Genomic DNA, 19,968 nt, shown 5'->3' with positions numbered 1-19,968 from the left:
CAGATGTACTGGCTGACACTCCGCTATCGGGAGCAAGCCCCCTCCCACATTGGACTGCGTTTAGTCTCGAGCGTATTTATCGGTCACAAACGCCGAATAATCCGGCAGCACTGCCTCAACCTTGCCCTGTTCCTTCAAGAACTTCGCCGTCTCCCCAATCGCCTTCGCCGTGCCGCCTTTAAGCAGCGCATCGGTTTGTTGCGCCTGGGCATCCGGGAACGTGGTGCCGCTTAGTAATTCTGGAATGTCCGCGGCATTTGAACCTGTCAATTTGGCGATTTTCTGCACGGGTTCCGACTCCACCGTCCAGCTGTCTTTATGAGCGGCATAGTCGGCAAACGAATCCAGCGTGACCTTGGCAAACTTGGCCACTACGTCAGGGTGTTTTTCGGCAAAATCCTTGCGCGCAACCCACACCTCGAACGTCGGTGCGCCCCACTGACCCACCTGCGCCGCGTCTGTCAGGGTTTTGCCGGTCTTGCGGATCTCGCCCAGCGCAGGTGACCACACGAACGCACCGTCGATATCGCCACGTTTCCACGCAGCGGCGATTTCGGCCGGTTGCAGGTTCACCACTTTGACTTTCTTGCTGTCCAGGCCCCAATGCTTCAAGGCGCCCAGCAGGCTGTAATGAGAGGTCGAGACGAACGGGGTGGCGATGGTCTTGCCCACCAGGTCTTCGGGTTTGTCGATACCGCTGCCATTGCGCACTACCAAGGCTTCAGAACTGTTGATCTGCGCCGATACGATAAACGCCACGATTGGAAGATTGCGCGAGGCGGCTGCGGCGAGAGGGCTGGAGCCGAGGTTGCCGATCTGCACATCACCTGAGGCGATAGCGGTTACGACTTCCGGCCCACTGTTAAAGCGACGCCAGGCGATCTTCTCGCCAATGGCTTTTTCATAGAGGCCGTCGGCCTGAGGGACCTTGCTCGGGTCGATGCCGGTTTGGTACCCGATGGTTAAATCGGCGGCTTGGACAGCAAAAGAAACTATTAGTGACACAAAAACTGTAACAAATTGACGAGAGGATATGCGTTTGGCCATGATGGCGTCGCCTTTTTGATCGTGAGTGACGTATGCAACGGAACGTCAACACTAAACGATCTAAAAAAGCGCTAACAAATACCCTTTAGGAATTAGCTTATAGAGCGGGTCGATTATTCTGACCGGCTCCTGTCTTGAAAACGCTTATTCCTGAATCGTATGAAAAAGAATGAAATAATTCTTTTTGGGTGTATGAAAAACTCATTACCCTGCAGGGACCAAATCAACTGCGATTAGACCAAGGTAGTAGACACACAAGGTTACGATTGACTTGTCAGTCACTATCCGGTGCTAATCGCGCATCTGTGGATCAAGGGCGTCAGACCCGAGACCAAAGAACTACAAAAATTAGAAATGAGAGGAGCGGTACATGAAGAAGTCCACCTTGGCTTTGGCTGTAGCTTTGGGCGCAATCGCCCAGCAAGCAGGCGCTGCCGGTTTCATCGAAGACAGCAAGGCCACTCTGGGTCTGCGTAACTTCTACATCAATACTGATAACCGTGACGACGCGACCAAAGCGGCCAAAGCGCAGAACAAGCAAGAAGAATGGGGTCAGGCTTTCGACCTGCGCTTCACTTCCGGTTACACCCAAGGCACCGTGGGCTTCGGTCTTGATGTGATCGGCCTGCTGGGTGTGCGTTTGGATTCGGGCGGCGGTACCAACGGTGCTACCGCTCGTTCGACCGGCAACTCGGGTTCTTACGGCGGCACGGTTTTCCCGAGCAAATCTAACGGCGAAGCCGTTGATAACTTCTCGAGCCTGGGCCTGACTGCCAAAGCCAAGATCTCCCAGACCGAACTGAAACTGGGCACCCTGCAGCCTAAGCTGCCGGTTATCGTTACCAACGATGGTCGTCTGCTGCCGCAGACTTTCCAAGGTGGTCAGATCACCACTAACGATATCAAGGACCTGACGCTGGTAGCCGGTCAGATCGAAAAGGCCAAGGGTCGTAACTCCAGCAACGTTGAGAACCTGTCTCTCGCCGGTGCCAACGGCCGTACCGCCGCTGGCCGCGACAGCAACAAGTTCCTCTATGCCGGTGGTGACTACAAAATCACCAAGGACCTGACTGCCCAGTACTACTACGGCAATCTGGACCAGTTCTACAAGCAACACTTCCTGGGCTTGCTGCACAACTGGGCAATCGGTCCTGGCGTGTTGAAAACCGACCTGCGCTACTTCAATAGCCGCGCTGATGGTGCCAACGCCAACGACTCTAACTACTACACCACCGGTGACTACGGCAGCCTGGCCAACGGTAACAACATCAACAAAGGTAAAGTCGACAACAACCTGTACAGCGGCCTGTTCCTGTACTCGGTGGCAGGTCACACCTTCGGTGGTGGTTACCAGGTCAGCAACGGCGATAGCGACTTCCCATGGCTGAACCAAGGCGACGGTTCGTCGGCTTACCTGACCACTGACTCGCAAATCTCCAAGTTCGCCCGTGCTGGCGAACGTACCTGGCAAGCTCGCTACGCGTACGACTTCGCCAAGGTTGGCGTACCTGGCCTGACCGCTGGTGTGGTTTACCTGCGTGGCGACAACATCGACACCCGTGGTAACACCGGCACTCCGCAGGTTGCTACCAACTCCAACGGCGCAAACGAGTGGGAACGTGACATCACTGTTGCCTACGTCGTACCAGAAGGCCCGCTGAAGAACGTCGGTGTAGCCTGGAAAAACGCAGTATGGCGCAACGACATCGCTGGCCAGCGCAATCAGGACGAAAACCGCCTGATCGTCAGCTACTCGCTGCCACTGTTCTAGTAGCGTGAAGCTGTTGTAAGCCTGAAAACCTTGCCCGGCGCAACGCCGGGCAAGGTGCTTTGCTTTCAAGTCGGGCTAAACCCCCGCAAGCCCTTCCTGAACCCATCTTTTACAGCGTCTCAAGGCCTTCTCGAACCTTGAAGCGGATGGTGCTCCCTGCCCGTTGCGGCGTCCAATGAACACATTTTTAATATTCCTTTATCGTCTAGATAAATCGATATTTATTCTTTTTAAATAATCAATATTCCATGCACAGTGGGCTCCATAAGCACTCACCAGGAGCCACACCATGAGCCTAAGACTGGGCGACATCGCCCCCGACTTCGAACAGGATTCCAGCGCCGGCAAGATCCGTTTTCACGAATGGCTGGGCGATAGCTGGGGTGTGTTGTTTTCCCACCCGGCGGACTTCACTCCGGTGTGCACCACTGAGCTGGGCTTCACCGCCAAGCTCAAGGACGAATTCGCCAAGCGTGGCGTCAAGGCCATCGCCCTGTCGGTCGACCCGGTGGACTCGCACCACAAGTGGATCGAAGACATCAACGAAACCCAGAACACTGTCGTCAATTTCCCGATCCTGGCCGATGCTGATCGCAAGGTGTCTGACCTGTACGACCTGATCCACCCGAATGCCAGTGACACGCTCACCGTGCGCTCCCTGTTCGTGATCGACCCGAACAAAAAGGTGCGCCTGACCATTACGTACCCGGCCAGCACGGGGCGCAATTTTCACGAAATCCTGCGGGTCATCGACTCGTTGCAACTGACCGACAGCCACAAGGTTGCCACCCCGGCGAACTGGCAGGACGGTGATGAGGTGGTGATCGTGCCGTCGCTTAAAGACGAGGAAGAGATCAAGAAGCGCTTTCCCAAGGGGTATCGTGCGGTGAAGCCGTACCTGCGGCTGACCCCACAACCCAACCGCTAACGCAGAACCCATGTGGGAGGGGGCTTGCCCCCTCCCACACAAGTCTTCCTCAACATTTAGATCGCATTTCGAAGCTCACAATGCAGGGGTTTTCAGGCCGTTTTGACGGCCTTTTTTTTCGCCCGGCGATCAATCGTCTGCATATGCATTTAAAGAATAAACACATGAAAAAATAAGATTTAAAGATATATAAATCTGCTGATAAGGTCTGTCACATATTGGCGCCATCGCCACACAGCGAACCGCCGGCACTTGCTCAAGGAATTCCTGCATGTTGGTCGTAACACTTGGAGGCAGTCCCAGTCAGCGTTCCCGCTCCGGGGTCTTGCTGGAAAAAACCCGTCAGTGGCTGCAAGACAAAGGTGTAGAGGTCGTGAGTTACCAGATACGGGACTTCCCGGCTGAAGACTTGCTGCACGCCCGCTTCGACAGCCCCAAGGTCATCGACCTGCTGCAACAGGTGGCCAATGCTGATGGCCTGGTGATCGCCACGCCGGTGTACAAGGCGTCGTTCTCCGGCGCGCTGAAAACCGTGCTCGACTTGCTGCCCGAGCGCGCCCTGGCCCACAAGATCGTATTGCCCATGGCGACCGGCGGCAGCATCGCCCATATGCTGGCGGTGGACTACGCCTTGAAACCGGTGTTGTCGGCGCTCAAGGCTCAGGAATTGCTCCACGGCATTTTTGCCGAAGACAGCCAGATCGCTTACGGCGAAGGCAGCGCCCAAGCGCAGCTGGTGCCGGTACTCGAACACCGTTTGCACGAGGCCCTTGAGACGCTCTACAGCGCCATGGCCCGCCGCCCGAAACCGCTGGACCCCAACGTGTTGAATGACCGTTTGTTGACTGCTCGCTGGAGCATCTAAGCCTTACCGATTTATAGAAACACTCACCTTACTCAGCCGCCAACGGCCAAGCAGGTGCAGCCAACCCCCTCATCGCATATTTGGAGAGAGCGCCATGCGCACTGTCATCTTGCGTCGTGGTCTGGTCGCACTGTTTGCTGCGGCTGTGTCCTTCGGCGCCATTGTTCAAGCCCACGCCGCCGAGACCCTGCGGATCGGTTATCAGAAGTACGGCACGCTGGTGCTGCTCAAGGCCAAGGGCACGCTGGAGAAGCGTCTGGCTGCCCAAGGCGTGAACGTGCAGTGGACTGAGTTCCCGGGTGGCCCGCAGCTACTTGAAGGCTTGAACGTCGGCTCCATCGACTTCGGCGTCACTGGCGAAACCCCGCCGGTCTTTGCCCAGGCCGCCGGTGCCGACCTGCTCTACGTGGCCTACGAGCCACCTGCGCCCACCAGCGAAGCGATCCTCGTGCCCAAAGACTCGACGATCAAGTCTGTGGCCGAGCTCAAGGGCAAGAAAGTCGTGCTCAACAAAGGCTCCAACGTGCACTACCTGCTGGTACGTGCGCTGGAAGATGCCGGTCTTAAATACACCGACGTGCAGACCGTATTCCTGCCGCCCGCCGACGCCCGTGCCGCTTTCGAACGTGGCAGCGTAGACGCCTGGGTGATCTGGGACCCTTACCAGGCCGCCGCCGAGAAGCAGCTGCAAGCCCGCACCCTGCGTGACGGCACCGGCATCGCCGACAACCATCAGTTCTACCTGGCCACCAAGCCGTACACCGAAAAGCACCCGGAAGTGATCAAGGCGCTGATCGAAGAAGTGCGCGCGGTGGGCGAATGGTCCAAGGCCAACCCGCAGGAAGTCACCGAGCAAGTTGCACCGCTGCTGGGCCTGCCGGCTGACATTACCCTGACCTCGGTGAAACGCCAGGGCTACGGCGCGCTGTTCCTGACCCCGGAAGTGGTCGCCGCCCAACAGAAAATCGCCGACAGCTTCTACCAACTCAAATTGATCCCCAAACCCTTGAGCATCAAGGACGTGATCTGGACGCCACCCGCCGCTGTAGCCAAAGCGCCGTAATCCGACTTCTTCAGGAGACAACTCCATGAGCCTCAATATTTTCTGGTTTCTGCCTACCCACGGCGACGGCCATTACCTTGGCACCGCCGAAGGCGCTCGCGCCGTTGATCACGGTTATTTGCAGCAAGTGGCCCAGGCCGCTGATCGCCTGGGCTTCGGCGGGGTGTTGATCCCTACCGGCCGCTCCTGCGAAGACTCGTGGCTGGTGGCGGCGTCGCTGATTCCGGTGACCCAGCGGTTGAAATTCCTTGTCGCCCTGCGCCCCGGGATCATTTCCCCGACGGTGGCAGCGCGCCAGGCCGCGACCCTCGACCGCCTGTCCGGTGGCCGTGCGTTGTTCAACCTGGTAACTGGTGGTGACCCAGAAGAATTGGCCGGCGATGGTTTGTTCCTGAGCCACGAAGAGCGCTACCAGGCCTCGGTGGAATTCACCCGCATCTGGCGCCGCGTGCTGGAAGGCGAAACCGTGGATTACGACGGCGAGCACATCAGCGTCAAAGGCGCCAAGTTGCTCTACCCGCCGATCCAGCAACCGCGTCCGCCGCTGTACTTCGGCGGTTCCTCCGACGCGGCCCAGGACCTGGCCGCCGAGCAAGTGGAAATGGTGCTGACCTGGGGCGAGCCACCGGCCGCCGTGGCAGAAAAAATTGCCCAGGTGCGGGCCAAGGCTGAAAAGCTCGGGCGCACCCTGCGCTTTGGTATTCGCTTGCATGTGATCGTGCGCGAAACCAACGAAGAGGCGTGGAAAGCCGCCGACAAACTGATCTCCCATGTGGACGACGACACCATCGCCCGCGCCCAGGCTTCGCTGTCGCGCTTTGACTCGGTGGGCCAGCAGCGCATGGCGGCCTTGCACGGTGGCAGTCGCGATAACCTCGAAGTCAGCCCCAACCTGTGGGCCGGTGTAGGCCTGGTGCGTGGCGGGGCGGGTACTGCGCTGGTCGGCGATGGCCCAACCGTTGCGGCGCGGGTCAAGGAGTACGCCGACCTGGGTATCGACACCTTTATCTTCTCGGGTTACCCACACCTGGAAGAGTCGTATCGGGTCGCCGAGTTGCTGTTCCCTCACCTGGATATCGAACGTCCCGAGCTGCCTAAAGGCGCTGGATACGTGAGCCCGTTCGGCGAAATGGTCGCCAACGACATCCTTCCCAAAGCTGCGTCGGCGAGCTGAGGCAGCCCATGAACTATGAAAAATTGAGCCATCGCGTGGCGCCTTGGGTGCTGCCGATCTTATTGCTGGCGGTGTGGCAGTTGTCGGTGTCGGCGGGTTGGTTGTCGACACGCATTCTGCCGGCGCCCAGCGCGGTGATTGCCGCCGGGGTGCATCTGGTGGCCAGCGGCGAAATCTGGACCCACCTGGCTATTAGCGGCTGGCGTGCGGGCCTGGGCTTTGTGATCGGTGGCAGCATCGGTCTAGCCCTGGGCTTTATCACCGGCTTGTCGAAGTGGGGCGAGCGCCTGCTGGACAGCTCGGTGCAGATGATCCGCAACGTGCCGCACTTGGCGCTGATCCCGCTGGTGATCCTGTGGTTCGGCATTGACGAGACGGCGAAGATTTTCCTGGTCGCCCTCGGCACGCTGTTCCCGATCTACCTCAACACGTATCACGGCATCCGCAACGTTGACCCGGCGCTGGTGGAGATGTCGCGCAGCTACGGTTTGTCTGGGTTCAGCCTGTTTCGTCAGGTGATCTTGCCGGGCGCGCTGCCGTCGATCCTAGTGGGCGTGCGCTTTGCCTTGGGCTTTATGTGGCTGACGCTGATCGTGGCAGAAACCATCTCGGCCAGCTCCGGCATCGGGTACTTGGCGATGAACGCCCGTGAATTCCTGCAAACCGACGTGGTGGTACTGGCCATCGTCATGTACGCCATCCTCGGCAAGCTCGCCGACCTGGCGGCCCGTGGCCTGGAACGTGTGTGGCTGCGCTGGCACCCGGCTTATCAAGTGAATAAAGGAGGTGCGGCATGACTGCTCAACAACCGCCACGCCTGCGCAAAGGTATACCGCTGGCCGTGCGCAAATTGCGCAAGGCTTTTGGCGCGCGTGAAGTGCTCAAGGACATCGACCTGCACATCCCGGCAGGCCAGTTCGTGGCCGTGGTCGGTCGCAGTGGTTGCGGCAAAAGTACCTTGCTGCGCCTGCTGGCCGGTTTGGACAAAGCCAGCGGCGGCGAGCTGCTGGCTGGTTCTGCACCGCTGAGCGAAGCGATTGAAGACACGCGGTTGATGTTCCAGGAAGCGCGCCTGTTGCCGTGGAAAAAGATCATCGACAACGTGGGCCTGGGCCTTAAAGGCAACTGGCGCCCCAAAGCGTTGGAAGCCCTGGAAGCGGTAGGTCTGGCCGAACGCGCCAATGAGTGGCCGGCGGCATTGTCTGGTGGCCAGAAGCAACGCGTGGCCCTGGCCCGTGCGCTGATCCACCAGCCGCGCCTGCTGCTGCTGGATGAGCCGTTGGGTGCACTGGATGCCCTGACCCGCATCGAGATGCAGCAACTGATCGAAAACCTGTGGCAGAAGCACGGTTTCACCGTGTTGCTGGTAACCCACGACGTCAGCGAAGCCGTGGCGATTGCCGACCGGGTGATTTTGATCGAAGACGGCGAAATCGGCCTGGACCTGATCGTTGACCTGCCACGCCCACGGGCCCGTGGCTCGCACCGCTTGGCGGCGCTGGAAGCCGAAGTACTCAATCGCGTGCTGTCGCTGCCCGGCACCCCGCCGGAACCCGAACCTGTTTCACCGCTGCCGACGCAATTGCGTTGGGCTCAATAACTCACTTGTCCCACACAGGAAGAACAACATGACTATTAAAGCCATCAACGTGCGTAACCAGTTCAAAGGCACCATCAAGGAAATCGTCGAAGGCGACGTGCTGTCGGAAATCGACGTGCAGACGGCGTCGGGCATTGTGACTTCGGTGATCACGACTCGCTCGGTTAAAGAGCTGGAGTTGGTGATTGGCAGTGAGGTGATTGCTTTCGTTAAATCGACTGAGGTGTCGATCGCCAAGTTGTGATTGCCCTTGAGGCCGCCATCGGGGGCAAGTCGAATCGTCGCACCGCCCCTCCCACCTTTGAACTGTGAATACATTCAAAATGTGGGAGGGGGCTTGCCCCCGATGAGGCCCTTCCAGCCTCCACAAAACTCAACGCTTGGGCAGATAAGCCGGCAAATACAGCCCCACATACGCATCAAACACCCGCATCCCTTCCTCCGCCATGCGCGGCGTGATCAGCCCATGCTGATGCACCGAGCGTGCATACACGCGGTCGCTCAGTTCCAGCGCCAACGCAAACACATCCACATCGCTTGGCAGTGTCGGCACTTCAAAGTGACGGCTGAACACGGCCAACATCAAATCACCTAATTCCAGATCATGCTGACGGTCAGCCTGCGTCACCTCAGTCAGCCCGTGCTGCGCCAGGATCAACTGGCGAGCGGCGGCGTCATGGTCGTAGATGGTGAGCATGCGCTGTTCGACGATGTAGGAAAGGTCGCGCCAGTGCTTGAGTGAATCATGCTCGATAGGCGCCTGAATGGCCGCTCGGAAGGCGGCGTGCACGTCGGCAGTCAGCGCTTCGAGCAGTGCCGGCACGCTGGCGAAAAAGTGATACACCGACGACGGTGGTATCTGCGCCCGCTCTGCCACGCTGTAGATCGACAAACCAGCCACGCCTTCGGCGGCCAGCAGGGTGCGGGCGGCGTCGAGGATCGCGTCGATCCGGGCCTGGCTGCGGGCGCGGGGTTTGCGAGGGGTGGCGGGGCGGGTGGTCATGGAAGTCTCCTACAAGGCAGGGGGCATTGTATGAGCAGGAATCTGTGTTGTCTGCCAGGGCCCCATCGCAGGCAAGCCAGCTCCCACCCTTAAATGTGTTCACAGATCAAAATGTGGGAGCTGGCTTGCCTGCGATGAAGCCCACTCGGTCTACCGGAAAAAACCCAAAAAAAAGCCACAGGCTATAAAACCTGCAGCTTTTTTCAATGCAACCACCGATTAAACGGTATGCAGATACCAGTTGTACTCAAGGTCAGAGATGGAATGTTCAAACTCTTCCAGCTCACTTTCCTTACAGGCGACGAAGATATCGATGTACTTAGGATCGATGTACTTGGCCATCACCTCGCTGTCGTCCAACTCGCGCAGGGCATCACGCAGGTTGTTCGGCAGGCTTTGTTCGTTTTGCTCGTAGCTGTTGCCTTCCACCGGTGCGCCAGGCTCGATCTTGTTGGTCAGGCCGTGGTGCACGCCCGCCAATACCGAAGCCATCAGCAGGTAAGGGTTGGCATCGGCGCCGGCCACGCGGTGTTCGATACGTACGGCATCGGATGAGCCGGTCGGTACGCGAATCGCCACGGTGCGGTTGTCGAGGCCCCAGCACGGCGAGTTCGGCACGTAGAACTGTGCGCCGAAACGACGGTAGGAGTTGACGTTGGGGCACAGGAACGCCATTTGAGCAGGTAGGGTCTCCAGCACACCGCCGATCGCGTGACGCAATGCGGCGTTCTGCTCGGGATCCTCACTGGCAAAGATGTTCTTGCCGTCCTTGTCCAGAATGGAGATGTGTACGTGCAAACCGTTGCCTGCCTGGCCTGGGTAAGGCTTGGCCATGAAGGTGGTGTCCATCTCATGGTCGTAGGCGATGTTCTTGATCAGGCGCTTGAGCAGTACCGCGTAGTCGCAAGCCTTGATCGGGTCGGCGACGTGGTGCAGGTTCACTTCGAACTGGGCCGGGGCACTTTCCTTGACGATGGCGTCGGCCGGGATGCCTTGCTCTTTTGCACCTTCCAGAATGTCCTGGAGGCAGTCGACGTATTCGTCGAGGTCGTCGATCAGGTAGACCTGTGTCGAGTGCGGGCGTTTGCCGGAGATCGGCGAGCGGGGCGGTTGTGGGCGGCCGTTCACGTTCTCCTGGTCGATCAGGTAGAACTCAAGCTCGAAGGCAGCGCAGATGGTCAGACCGAGGTCGTCAAATTTGCTTACAACTTGGCGGAGCACTTCACGCGGATCGGCGAAGAAAGGTTCACCTTCAAGTTCGTGCATGGTCATCAGCAGTTGCGCGGTAGGGCGCTTTTGCCAAGGCTCGTTGCACAGGGTGTCGGGGATCGGATAACAGATTCGGTCAGCATCACCGATGTCCAGACCCAGGCCGGTGCTTTCCACCGTCGAGCCGTTGATATCCAGGGCAAATAAAGAGGCAGGCAGGTTAATGCCCTTCTCGTAAACCTTGTGGAGGCTGGTGCGTTCGATGCGCTTGCCGCGCACCACACCATTCATATCCGCAATTAGAAGGTCTACGTACAGAACCTCAGGATGATCCTTAAGGAACGCGTTCGCTTCGTTAAGCTGAACGGCACGCGGGGGTACCGACATGATGCAACACCTTTGTTGTTAAAAATATCAATCATTGATCTTTTCTGGTTTCAGTCAACCCGAACGGCATGCCGAAGTCAAGCGAGGCCTTTTTTGCCCTAAAAAAGCGCCGTGAAGGCATTTTTGGGGCTTTTTGGGGCGGTTTTTTGAGTTTGAAGTCAGTAGGACTCGCAGGCTTGAGCGGGCCGTGTTGTATTTTTTACGGGGGTGTTGTGTAAAAAAATGAACAAGGCTAAGCTCGATTCAAACCCATAACAGCAATAATACCGGGGTGCTTCATGTGTCACCTGCCGCCCAACGGCGTCTTGGCCCGCTTGCGCCGGGCTGTGTCATCCGTACATTCCTCCTGCGGCATCGCCCGCGCCCCGGCCAATATTCTTGACGCTCGGGCCGACCTCTTTTTTGCCTCCTCATCTACCGCTCAACCGCGCTCGCCCAGTGTGTTGCTCAAGATTGCGCACAACTTTGGCGTGAGGAATGCAACGCTGCAGCAAATGGCAGGTAAGCTCCTACCCTGAATGAAAAAACGACGCGGATGCTGCGTCAACCAACGCCTGGCCTTTAATGGATGCCAGGAAACCCAGCCCAGAGGCATTTATGAGTAACAACCTCGACCAGCTCACCGATTGGTTGAAAGACCACAAGATCACAGAAGTCGAATGCATGATTGGCGACCTCACCGGTATCACCCGGGGCAAGATTTCGCCGACCAACAAGTTCATCGCCGAAAAAGGCATGCGCCTGCCCGAGAGCGTTCTGTTGCAGACCGTGACCGGCGACTATGTCGAAGACGACATCTACTACGAATTGCTCGACCCGGCCGACATCGACATGATCTGCCGCCCCGACCAGAACGCGGTATTCCTGGTGCCCTGGGCCATCGAGCCCACCGCCCAGGTGATCCACGACACCTACGACAAGCAAGGCAACCCGATAGAGCTGTCGCCGCGCAACGTGCTCAAGAAAGTCCTCAAGCTGTACTCCGACAAAGGCTGGCAGCCTATCGTGGCGCCGGAGATGGAGTTCTACCTGACCAAACGCTGCGAAGACCCGGACTTCCCGCTGCAACCGCCGATTGGCCGTTCCGGGCGCCCGGAGACGGGTCGCCAGTCCTTCTCTATAGAAGCAGCCAACGAATTCGACCCGTTGTTCGAAGACGTCTACGACTGGTGCGAACTGCAGGAGCTGGACCTCGATACCCTGATCCACGAAGACGGCACCGCGCAGATGGAAATCAACTTCCGTCACGGCGATGCGCTGTCCCTGGCTGACCAGATTTTGGTGTTCAAACGCACCATGCGCGAAGCCGCGCTCAAGCACAATGTGGCCGCCACCTTCATGGCCAAGCCGATGACCGGCGAGCCCGGCAGTGCGATGCACCTGCACCAGAGCATCATCGACATCAACACCGGCAAGAACGTCTTCTCCAATGAAGACGGGACCATGAGCCAGCTGTTCCTCAACCACATTGGCGGCTTGCAGAAATTCATCCCGGAATTGCTGCCGCTGTTCGCCCCCAACGTGAACTCGTTCCGCCGCTTCCTGCCCGACACCTCGGCGCCGGTGAACGTGGAATGGGGCGAAGAGAACCGCACCGTCGGCCTGCGCGTACCGGATGCCGGCCCGCAGAACCGTCGCGTCGAAAACCGCCTGCCGGGCGCCGACGCCAACCCGTACCTGGCGATTGCCGCCAGCTTGTTGTGCGGCTACATCGGCATGGTCGAAGGCCATAACCCGAGCGCACCGGTGGTCGGTCGTGGTTACGAGCGACGCAACCTGCGCCTGCCGTTGACCATCGAAGACGCCCTGGAACGCATGGAAAACAGCAAGACCATCGAGAAATACCTGGGTCAGAAATTCATCACAGGCTACGTCGCGGTCAAGCGGGCCGAGCATGAAAACTTCAAGCGCGTGATCAGTTCGTGGGAGCGGGAATTCCTGCTCTTCGCCGTCTGATGCGCCGGGCGCGCCCTTCACACGGCGCGCCCTTCACTGAAAAGTCTAGGAGATCGGTATGTCCAGCAACAACCCGCAAACCCGTGAATGGCAAGCCTTGAGCAGTGATCACCACCTGGCGCCGTTCAGCGACTTCAAGCAATTGAAAGAGAAAGGCCCGCGCATCATTACCAAAGCCCATGGCGTTTACCTGTGGGACAGCGAAGGCAACAAGATCCTCGACGGCATGGCCGGCCTGTGGTGCGTGGCGATCGGTTACGGTCGCGATGAACTGGCTGACGCCGCCGCCAAACAAATGAAAGAACTGCCGTACTACAACCTGTTCTTCCAGACCGCTCACCCGCCGGTGCTGGAGCTGGCCAAGGCCATTTCCGACATCGCGCCCGCCGGTATGAACCACGTGTTCTTCACCGGGTCTGGCTCCGAAGGCAACGACACCATGTTGCGCATGGTCCGCCACTACTGGGCGATCAAGGGCCAGCCAAACAAAAAAACCATCATCAGCCGCAAGAATGGCTACCACGGCTCCACCGTGGCCGGCGCCAGCCTGGGCGGCATGACTTATATGCACGAACAAGGTGATTTGCCGATCCCGGGCATCACCCACATCGCGCAGCCGTACTGGTTTGGCGAAGGCGGCGACATGAGCCCTGAAGAGTTCGGGATCTGGGCCGCCAACCAGTTGGAAGAGAAGATCCTCGAACTGGGCGTAGACAACGTCGGTGCGTTTATTGCCGAGCCGATCCAGGGTGCTGGCGGCGTGATCGTGCCGCCTGCCAGCTACTGGCCGCGCATCAAGGAAATCCTCGCCAAGTACGACATCCTGTTTGTCGCCGACGAAGTGATCTGCGGGTTTGGCCGTACCGGTGAGTGGTTCGGTAGCGATTTCTACGACCTCAAGCCGCACATGATGACCATCGCCAAGGGCCTGACCTCGGGCTACATCCCCATGGGTGGCCTGATCGTGCGCGACGAAGTGGTCGAGGTGCTGAACGAAGGCGGCGATTTCAACCACGGTTTCACCTACTCCGGTCACCCGGTGGCCGCCGCAGTGGCCCTGGAAAACATCCGGATCATGCGTGATGAAAAAATCGTTAACCGTGTGCACGACGAAACGGCACCGTATTTGCAGAAACGTCTGAGGGAACTGGCTGATCACCCGCTGGTGGGTGAAGTGCGCGGTGTGGGCATGCTCGGTGCCATTGAGTTGGTGCAGGACAAGGCCACGCGCAAGCGCTATGAAGGCCGCGGGGCCGGCATGATCTGCCGAACCTTCTGCTTCGAGAATGGCCTGATCATGCGCGCCGTGGGCGACACCATGATCATTTCGCCGCCGCTGGTGATCAGCCAGGCGGAGATCGACGAGCTGGTGACCAAGGCTCGCCAGTGCCTGGACCTGACTTTGGCGGCATTGCAGGGCTAAGTGCTAGGCTCAGCACGCAGCGGCTTTCGGGTGCTGCGCGCTGAGCAGTTTAGATGAGGCTTTGGTTGAAAGCCGGCCTCGGAACTTGCCAGACTGTCGCCCTGTTTTGTTGCCCTTTAGACGGGCCGCAGAATCAATGTAAGAACGTGGCCCAAAAAAGAAAAATTGGAGCATCACCAAATGAAGGCATTAGGTTTGAAGAACGCTGGCAAGACTCTCCTCGCCTTGTCCCTGATGGGCGCAATGGCGGGCGCGGCCCAGGCAGACGGCAAAGTACTGCACGTCTACAACTGGTCCGACTACATTGCACCGGACACCATCGCCAACTTTGAAAAAGAGTCGGGCATCAAAGTGGTGTACGACGTTTTCGACAGCAACGAAACCCTGGAAGCCAAGTTGCTGGCAGGCAAGTCCGGTTACGACGTGGTCGTGCCGTCGAACAACTTCCTCGCCAAGCAGATCAAGGCCGGTGTCTACCAGGAGCTGGACCAGTCCAAGCTGCCTAACTACGGCAACCTGAACAAATCCCTGCTCAAGGCCGTGTCGGTCAGCGACCCGGACAACAAACACGCCTTCCCGTACATGTGGGGCTCCATCGGTATCGGCTACAACCCGGAGAAGGTCAAGGCTGCGCTGGGCGTGGACAAGATCGATTCGTGGGACGTGCTGCTCAAGCCTGAAAACATCGCCAAGCTCAAAAGCTGCGGCGTGAGCTTCCTCGATTCGCCAACCGAAATGTTGCCGATCGCCCTGCATTACCTCGGTCTGCCGACCGACAGCCAGAAGAAAGACGACCTCAAGCAAGCTGAGGCGCTGTTCCTCAAGATCCGTCCTTCGATTGGCTACTTCCACTCGTCCAAGTACATCTCGGACCTCGCCAACGGCAACATCTGTGTCGCCGTGGGTTACTCGGGTGACATCCAGCAGGCCAAGTCCCGCGCGGCTGAAGCCGGTGGCAAGGTCAAGGTCGCCTATGACATTCCGAAAGAAGGCGCTGGTAGCTTCTTCGACATGGTCGCCATCCCTAAAGATGCCGAAAACGTCGACGCTGCGTACGCGTTCATGAACTACCTGCTCAAACCAGAAGTCATGGCGTCGATCACCAACAGCGTGCGTTTCCCGAACGGTAACGAGAAAGCTACCGCTCTGGTCGACAAAGACATCACCAGCGACCCAGGCATCTACCCGCCAGCAGACGTGCAAGCCAAGCTCTACGCGATTGCGGATTTGCCGGCTGCGACCCAGCGTGAAATGACACGCAGCTGGACCAAGATCAAATCGGGCAAATAAGCCTTAAAACCTGTGGAAGGGGGCTGGTGCCCCCTTCCCACACATTAAATGACAGAAAGTTTTGCCGGATCGGTTTATCGAGGGTAAGTTGCGCGCCGGTTTTGTTGCCGGGCAACAACTTTCAGGCCCAACTATTTAAGAGGACCTCCACTTGCCAATTTCTTTATTTCGCAAAGCCATGCTGGTGGGTGCAGGTGTCACGCTGACGTTGAGCGTGCAGGCCGCACCGACGGTGCATATTTATAACTGGTCGGATTACATCGGCACCGACACTCTGGCCAACTTCGAAAAGGCCAGCGGCATCAAGCCGGTGTATGACGTGTTTGATTCCAACGAAACCCTGGAAGGCAAGTTGCTGGCCGGGCGTACGGGCTATGACGTGGTTGTGCCGTCCAACCACTTCCTGGGCAAGCAGATCAAGGCCGGGGCGTTCCAAAAGCTGGACAAGTCGTTGCTGACTAACTATGCCAACCTCGACCCGGCACTGCTCAAACGCCTGGAAAAGAACGACCCGGGCAACCAATACGCCGTGCCGTACCTGTGGGGCACCAACGGCATTGGTTACAACGTCGACAAGGTGAAGGAAGTGCTGGGCGTCGACCATATCGACTCCTGGGCCGTGCTGTTCGAGCCTGAGAACATGAAAAAACTCGCCACCTGCGGCGTGTCGTTCATGGACTCGGCGGACGAAATGCTGCCGGCGGTGCTCAACTACATGGGCCTTGACCCTAACAGCACCAACCCGGACGACTACAAGAAGGCCGAAGAGAAGCTGCTCAAAGTGCGGCCCTACGTGACCTATTTCCATTCTTCCAAATACATCTCCGACCTGGCCAACGGCAACATCTGCGTGGCCGCCGGGTTTTCCGGCGATGTGTTCCAGGCCAAGGCGCGTGCAGCCGAGGCTGGCAAAGGCGTGAACATCGCCTACGCGATTCCGAAAGAAGGCGGCAACCTGTGGTTTGACGTGCTGGCTATCCCCAAGGACGCCACCAACGTCAAAGAGGCCCACGCCTTCATCAACTATTTGCTGCAACCTGAGGTGATCGCCCAGGTCAGTGATTACGTCGGTTACGCCAACCCTAACCCTGGGGCGGACAAGCTGATGGAGCAATCGATACGCACCGACGAAGCGGTTTACCCACCGCAGGCGGTTCTCGACCGGACATTTGTCAACTTCGAGCTACCCCCGAAAGTGCAACGCTTGATGACCCGCAGCTGGACCAAGGTCAAGACGGGCAAGTAAAGCTCAAACTATCCAAGGTTCGCCTGCTTCGGGCGAACAGACATTTTTGTTGGGAGTTTCGTAAATGGCAGTTGCCTCCGGCGCCTATAAGAAAGCCCTCGAAGGGGACCAGACACCGAAGAAGGTGCTGGTCAAAATCGACCGGGTCACGAAGAAGTTCGACGAGACGATTGCCGTGGACGATGTGTCCCTGGAAATCAAGAAAGGCGAGATCTTCGCCTTGCTCGGCGGTTCGGGTTCGGGCAAGTCCACCTTGCTGCGCATGCTCGCAGGTTTCGAGCGCCCGACCGAGGGTCGCATCTACCTCGACGGTGTGGACATCACCGATATGCCGCCCTACGAGCGGCCGATCAACATGATGTTCCAGTCCTACGCGTTGTTCCCGCACATGACCGTGGCGCAAAACATCGCCTTCGGCCTGCAACAGGACAAGATCCCAAAAGCCGAAGTGGATGCCCGCGTGGCCGAGATGCTCAAGCTGGTACAGATGAGCCAGTACGCCAAGCGCAAGCCGCACCAGTTGTCCGGTGGCCAGCGCCAGCGTGTGGCCCTGGCCCGCTCGCTGGCCAAGCGCCCGAAACTGCTGCTGCTCGATGAGCCTATGGGCGCCCTCGACAAGAAACTGCGTTCGCAGATGCAGCTGGAACTGGTAGAGATCATCGAGCGCGTTGGCGTGACCTGCGTGATGGTGACCCACGACCAGGAAGAGGCCATGACCATGGCCGAGCGCATCGCGATCATGCACCTGGGCTGGATCGCCCAGATCGGCAGCCCGATCGACATCTACGAAACCCCCACCAGCCGCCTGGTGTGCGAGTTCATCGGCAACGTCAACATCTTCGACACCCAGGTGGTGGACGACGCCGAAGGCCACGCGGTGCTCAAGTGCCCGGACCTGGATCGCGACATCTACGTGGGCTACGGCATCGCCACCTCGGTGGAAGACAAGTCGGTGACCTACGCCATCCGCCCGGAAAAGCTGCTGGTGACCACCGAGATGCCGACTTGCGAGCACAACTGGTCCAGCGGCAAGGTGCACGACATTGCTTACCTGGGCGGCCACTCGGTGTTCTACGTCGAGCTGCCGAGCGGCAAGCTGGTGCAGTCCTTCGTCGCCAACGCCGAGCGCCGTGGTCAGCGCCCAACCTGGGGTGACCAGGTGTACGTGTGGTGGGAAGACGACAGCGGCGTGGTACTTCGCTCATGAACACAAAAAAGCTCAAGCGGCGCTTGAACCGCCTCGTTCCCAGTGGCAAGCAGGTGGTCATCGGGATTCCGTTCCTGTGGCTGTTCCTGTTCTTTGCACTGCCGTTTTTTATCGTGCTGAAAATCAGCTTTGCCGAAGCCGACGTGGCGATCCCGCCGTACACCGAGATCTACACCTACGTTGAGCAGAAGTTGCAGGTGGTGTTGAACCTGGCTAACTACAGCTTGCTGGCGGGTGACGAGCTGTACATCGCCGCGTACCTGGGTTCGCTGAAGATGGCTTTTTTCAGCACGCTGCTGTGCCTGCTGATCGGCTACCCGATGGCGTACGCCATTGCTACCGCGCGCAAAGAGATGCAGACCGTGCTGGTGCTGCTGATCATGATGCCGACCTGGACCGCGATCCTGATCCGCGTGTATGCGTGGATGGGCATCCTCAGCAACAACGGCTTACTCAATGGCTTCCTGATGTCCATGGGGCTGATCAACGAACCGCTGCAGATCCTCAACACCAACATCGCGGTGTATATCGGCGTGGTCTATTCGTACCTGCCGTTCATGATCCTGCCGCTGTACGCCAACCTGGTGAAGCATGATCAGAGCCTGCTGGAAGCCGCTTCTGACCTGGGGTCGAGCACCTTCAACAGCTTCTGGAAAATCACCGTGCCACTGTCCAAGAACGGCATCATCGCCGGCTGCATGCTGGTGTTTATCCCGGTGGTGGGCGAGTTCGTGATCCCGGAACTGCTGGGCGGCCCGGAAACGCTGATGATCGGTAAAGTGTTGTGGCAAGAATTCTTCAACAACCGTGACTGGCCGGTGGCATCTGCCCTGGCGGTGGTGATGCTGGCGATCCTGATCGTGCCGATCATCCTGTTCAACCGCAGCCAAGCCAAAGAGATGGAGGGCAAGATATGAAGCGCGTCAGTTTCTCAAGCTTCATGCTGGTGGCGGGGTTGGTGTTTATCTACCTGCCGATGCTGATCCTGGTGATCTACTCGTTCAACGAATCCAAACTGGTGACGGTGTGGGGCGGTTGGTCGATCAAGTGGTACGTGGGCCTGCTGGACAACACCCAGTTGATGGGCTCGGTGGCGCGCTCCCTGGAAATCGCCTGCTACACGGCGGTGGCGGCGGTGGCGCTGGGTACGTTGGCGGCCTTTGTGCTGACCCGCATCAGCCAATTCAAGGGCCGCACGCTGTTCGGCGGCCTGGTGACCGCGCCGTTGGTGATGCCAGAGGTGATCACCGGTCTGTCGCTGTTGCTGCTGTTTGTCGCCATGGCGCAGATGATCGGCTGGCCGCAGGAGCGTGGCATCGTCACCATCTGGATCGCCCACACCACGTTCTGTGCGGCGTATGTGGCGGTAGTCGTATCGGCGCGTTTGCGTGAGTTGGACCTGTCGATCGAAGAAGCGGCGATGGATTTGGGCGCGCGGCCCTGGAAGGTGTTCTTCCTGATCACCATCCCGATGATCGCGCCATCGTTGGCGGCGGGCGGCATGATGTCGTTTGCGCTGTCGCTGGATGACCTGGTACTGGCCAGCTTCGTATCCGGCCCGGGCTCCACCACCTTGCCGATGGAAGTGTTCTCGGCGGTGCGCCTTGGGGTTAAACCCGAGATCAACGCCGTGGCTAGCTTGATTTTGTTGGCTGTATCGTTGGTGACCTTCCTGGTGTGGTTCTTCAGCCGTCGTGCTGAAGAGCACCGCAAGAAAGCCATTCAGCAAGCGATTGAAGAAGCGGCGGCGGATGGTTGGCAGCAGCCGGATAAGCGCCGGGCGCCTGCGCCGGTCTAAA

General features: G+C 58.6%; 18 protein-coding genes. 15 read left to right on the top strand and 3 right to left on the bottom strand.

Translation table 11 applies throughout. The features are described from left to right. Positions 1–60: 60 nt before the first annotated feature. Positions 61–1,047, bottom strand: a complete 987-nt coding sequence (gene tauA, locus ICY20_RS07255; protein WP_194937224.1) for a taurine ABC transporter substrate-binding protein — start codon at positions 1,045–1,047, stop codon at positions 61–63. A 370-nt stretch (positions 1,048–1,417) separates the two neighbouring features. Here tauA and ICY20_RS07250 point away from each other — a divergent pair, with 370 nt between their 5' ends. From ICY20_RS07250 to ICY20_RS07215, 8 genes are all read left to right on the top strand, one after another. Then, entirely contained in the window at positions 1,418–2,818 is a 1,401-nt protein-coding gene (locus ICY20_RS07250) for an OprD family porin (RefSeq protein ID WP_194937223.1), read from the top strand. Positions 2,819–3,107: 289 nt separating this feature from the next. Then, positions 3,108–3,746, top strand: coding sequence for a peroxiredoxin (locus ICY20_RS07245; RefSeq protein WP_194937222.1), 639 nt, complete (start codon positions 3,108–3,110; stop codon positions 3,744–3,746). Between the two features lie 271 nt (positions 3,747–4,017). After that, positions 4,018–4,611, top strand: a complete 594-nt coding sequence (gene ssuE, locus ICY20_RS07240; protein ID WP_159956177.1) for an NADPH-dependent FMN reductase — start codon at positions 4,018–4,020, stop codon at positions 4,609–4,611. 94 nt (positions 4,612–4,705) lie between these two features. Next, complete coding sequence (locus ICY20_RS07235) at positions 4,706–5,674, top strand: sulfonate ABC transporter substrate-binding protein (protein ID WP_194937221.1); 969 nt, start codon at positions 4,706–4,708, stop codon at positions 5,672–5,674. 25 nt (positions 5,675–5,699) lie between these two features. Then, positions 5,700–6,848, top strand: coding sequence for an FMNH2-dependent alkanesulfonate monooxygenase (gene ssuD, locus ICY20_RS07230; RefSeq protein WP_122488699.1), 1,149 nt, complete (start codon positions 5,700–5,702; stop codon positions 6,846–6,848). Positions 6,849–6,856: 8 nt separating this feature from the next. Then, on the top strand, positions 6,857–7,645 hold the full coding sequence (gene ssuC / locus ICY20_RS07225) for an aliphatic sulfonate ABC transporter permease SsuC (RefSeq protein WP_016978992.1): 789 nt from the start codon (positions 6,857–6,859) through the stop codon (positions 7,643–7,645). Further along, positions 7,642–8,448 (top strand): aliphatic sulfonates ABC transporter ATP-binding protein, encoded by an 807-nt coding sequence (gene ssuB / locus ICY20_RS07220; protein ID WP_159956173.1) that lies wholly within the window; start codon positions 7,642–7,644, stop codon positions 8,446–8,448. The genes ssuC and ssuB overlap by 4 nt, the downstream gene beginning before the upstream one ends. 28 nt (positions 8,449–8,476) lie before the next feature. Next, the gene (locus ICY20_RS07215) at positions 8,477–8,692 is read left to right on the top strand and encodes a TOBE domain-containing protein (protein ID WP_003213899.1); all 216 of its coding nucleotides are present in this window, start codon (positions 8,477–8,479) and stop codon (positions 8,690–8,692) included. Positions 8,693–8,821: 129 nt separating this feature from the next. Here ICY20_RS07215 and ICY20_RS07210 read toward each other — a convergent pair whose 3' ends face one another. Both ICY20_RS07210 and ICY20_RS07205 read right to left on the bottom strand, forming a co-directional pair. Continuing rightward, positions 8,822–9,451 (bottom strand): TetR/AcrR family transcriptional regulator, encoded by a 630-nt coding sequence (locus ICY20_RS07210; RefSeq protein ID WP_194937220.1) that lies wholly within the window; start codon positions 9,449–9,451, stop codon positions 8,822–8,824. A gap of 219 nt (positions 9,452–9,670) precedes the next feature. After that, positions 9,671–11,047, bottom strand: coding sequence for a glutamine synthetase family protein (locus ICY20_RS07205; protein ID WP_003213894.1), 1,377 nt, complete (start codon positions 11,045–11,047; stop codon positions 9,671–9,673). 597 nt (positions 11,048–11,644) lie between these two features. Here ICY20_RS07205 and ICY20_RS07200 point away from each other — a divergent pair. The 7 genes from ICY20_RS07200 (at position 11,645) to ICY20_RS07170 (ending at position 19,967) form a co-directional block, all read left to right on the top strand. Next, positions 11,645–13,003, top strand: a complete 1,359-nt coding sequence (locus ICY20_RS07200; protein WP_159956169.1) for a glutamine synthetase family protein — start codon at positions 11,645–11,647, stop codon at positions 13,001–13,003. 58 nt (positions 13,004–13,061) lie between these two features. Continuing rightward, complete coding sequence (locus ICY20_RS07195; protein WP_159956167.1) at positions 13,062–14,426, top strand: aspartate aminotransferase family protein; 1,365 nt, start codon at positions 13,062–13,064, stop codon at positions 14,424–14,426. A 195-nt stretch (positions 14,427–14,621) separates the two neighbouring features. Continuing rightward, a complete protein-coding gene (locus ICY20_RS07190; protein WP_159956519.1) occupies positions 14,622–15,716 on the top strand; it encodes a polyamine ABC transporter substrate-binding protein in 1,095 nt (364 codons plus the stop codon). Positions 15,717–15,867: 151 nt separating this feature from the next. Next, positions 15,868–16,962 carry a polyamine ABC transporter substrate-binding protein gene (locus ICY20_RS07185; protein ID WP_159956165.1) on the top strand — a complete coding sequence of 365 codons (1,095 nt, stop codon included), beginning with the start codon at positions 15,868–15,870 and terminating at the stop codon, positions 16,960–16,962. A gap of 64 nt (positions 16,963–17,026) precedes the next feature. Continuing rightward, complete coding sequence (locus ICY20_RS07180; RefSeq protein ID WP_003195240.1) at positions 17,027–18,169, top strand: ABC transporter ATP-binding protein; 1,143 nt, start codon at positions 17,027–17,029, stop codon at positions 18,167–18,169. Beyond that, on the top strand, positions 18,166–19,086 hold the full coding sequence (locus tag ICY20_RS07175; protein WP_032884234.1) for an ABC transporter permease subunit: 921 nt from the start codon (positions 18,166–18,168) through the stop codon (positions 19,084–19,086). The genes ICY20_RS07180 and ICY20_RS07175 overlap by 4 nt, the downstream gene beginning before the upstream one ends. After that, complete coding sequence (locus ICY20_RS07170; RefSeq protein WP_159937711.1) at positions 19,083–19,967, top strand: ABC transporter permease subunit; 885 nt, start codon at positions 19,083–19,085, stop codon at positions 19,965–19,967. Before ICY20_RS07175 ends, ICY20_RS07170 begins: the two co-directional genes overlap by 4 nt. Position 19,968 lies beyond the last annotated feature (1 nt).

The organism is Pseudomonas pisciculturae, from assembly GCF_015461805.1.
Taxonomy (GTDB): Bacteria; Pseudomonadota; Gammaproteobacteria; order Pseudomonadales; family Pseudomonadaceae; genus Aquipseudomonas; species Aquipseudomonas pisciculturae.
This window is presented reverse-complemented; position numbering and strand designations above follow the sequence as displayed.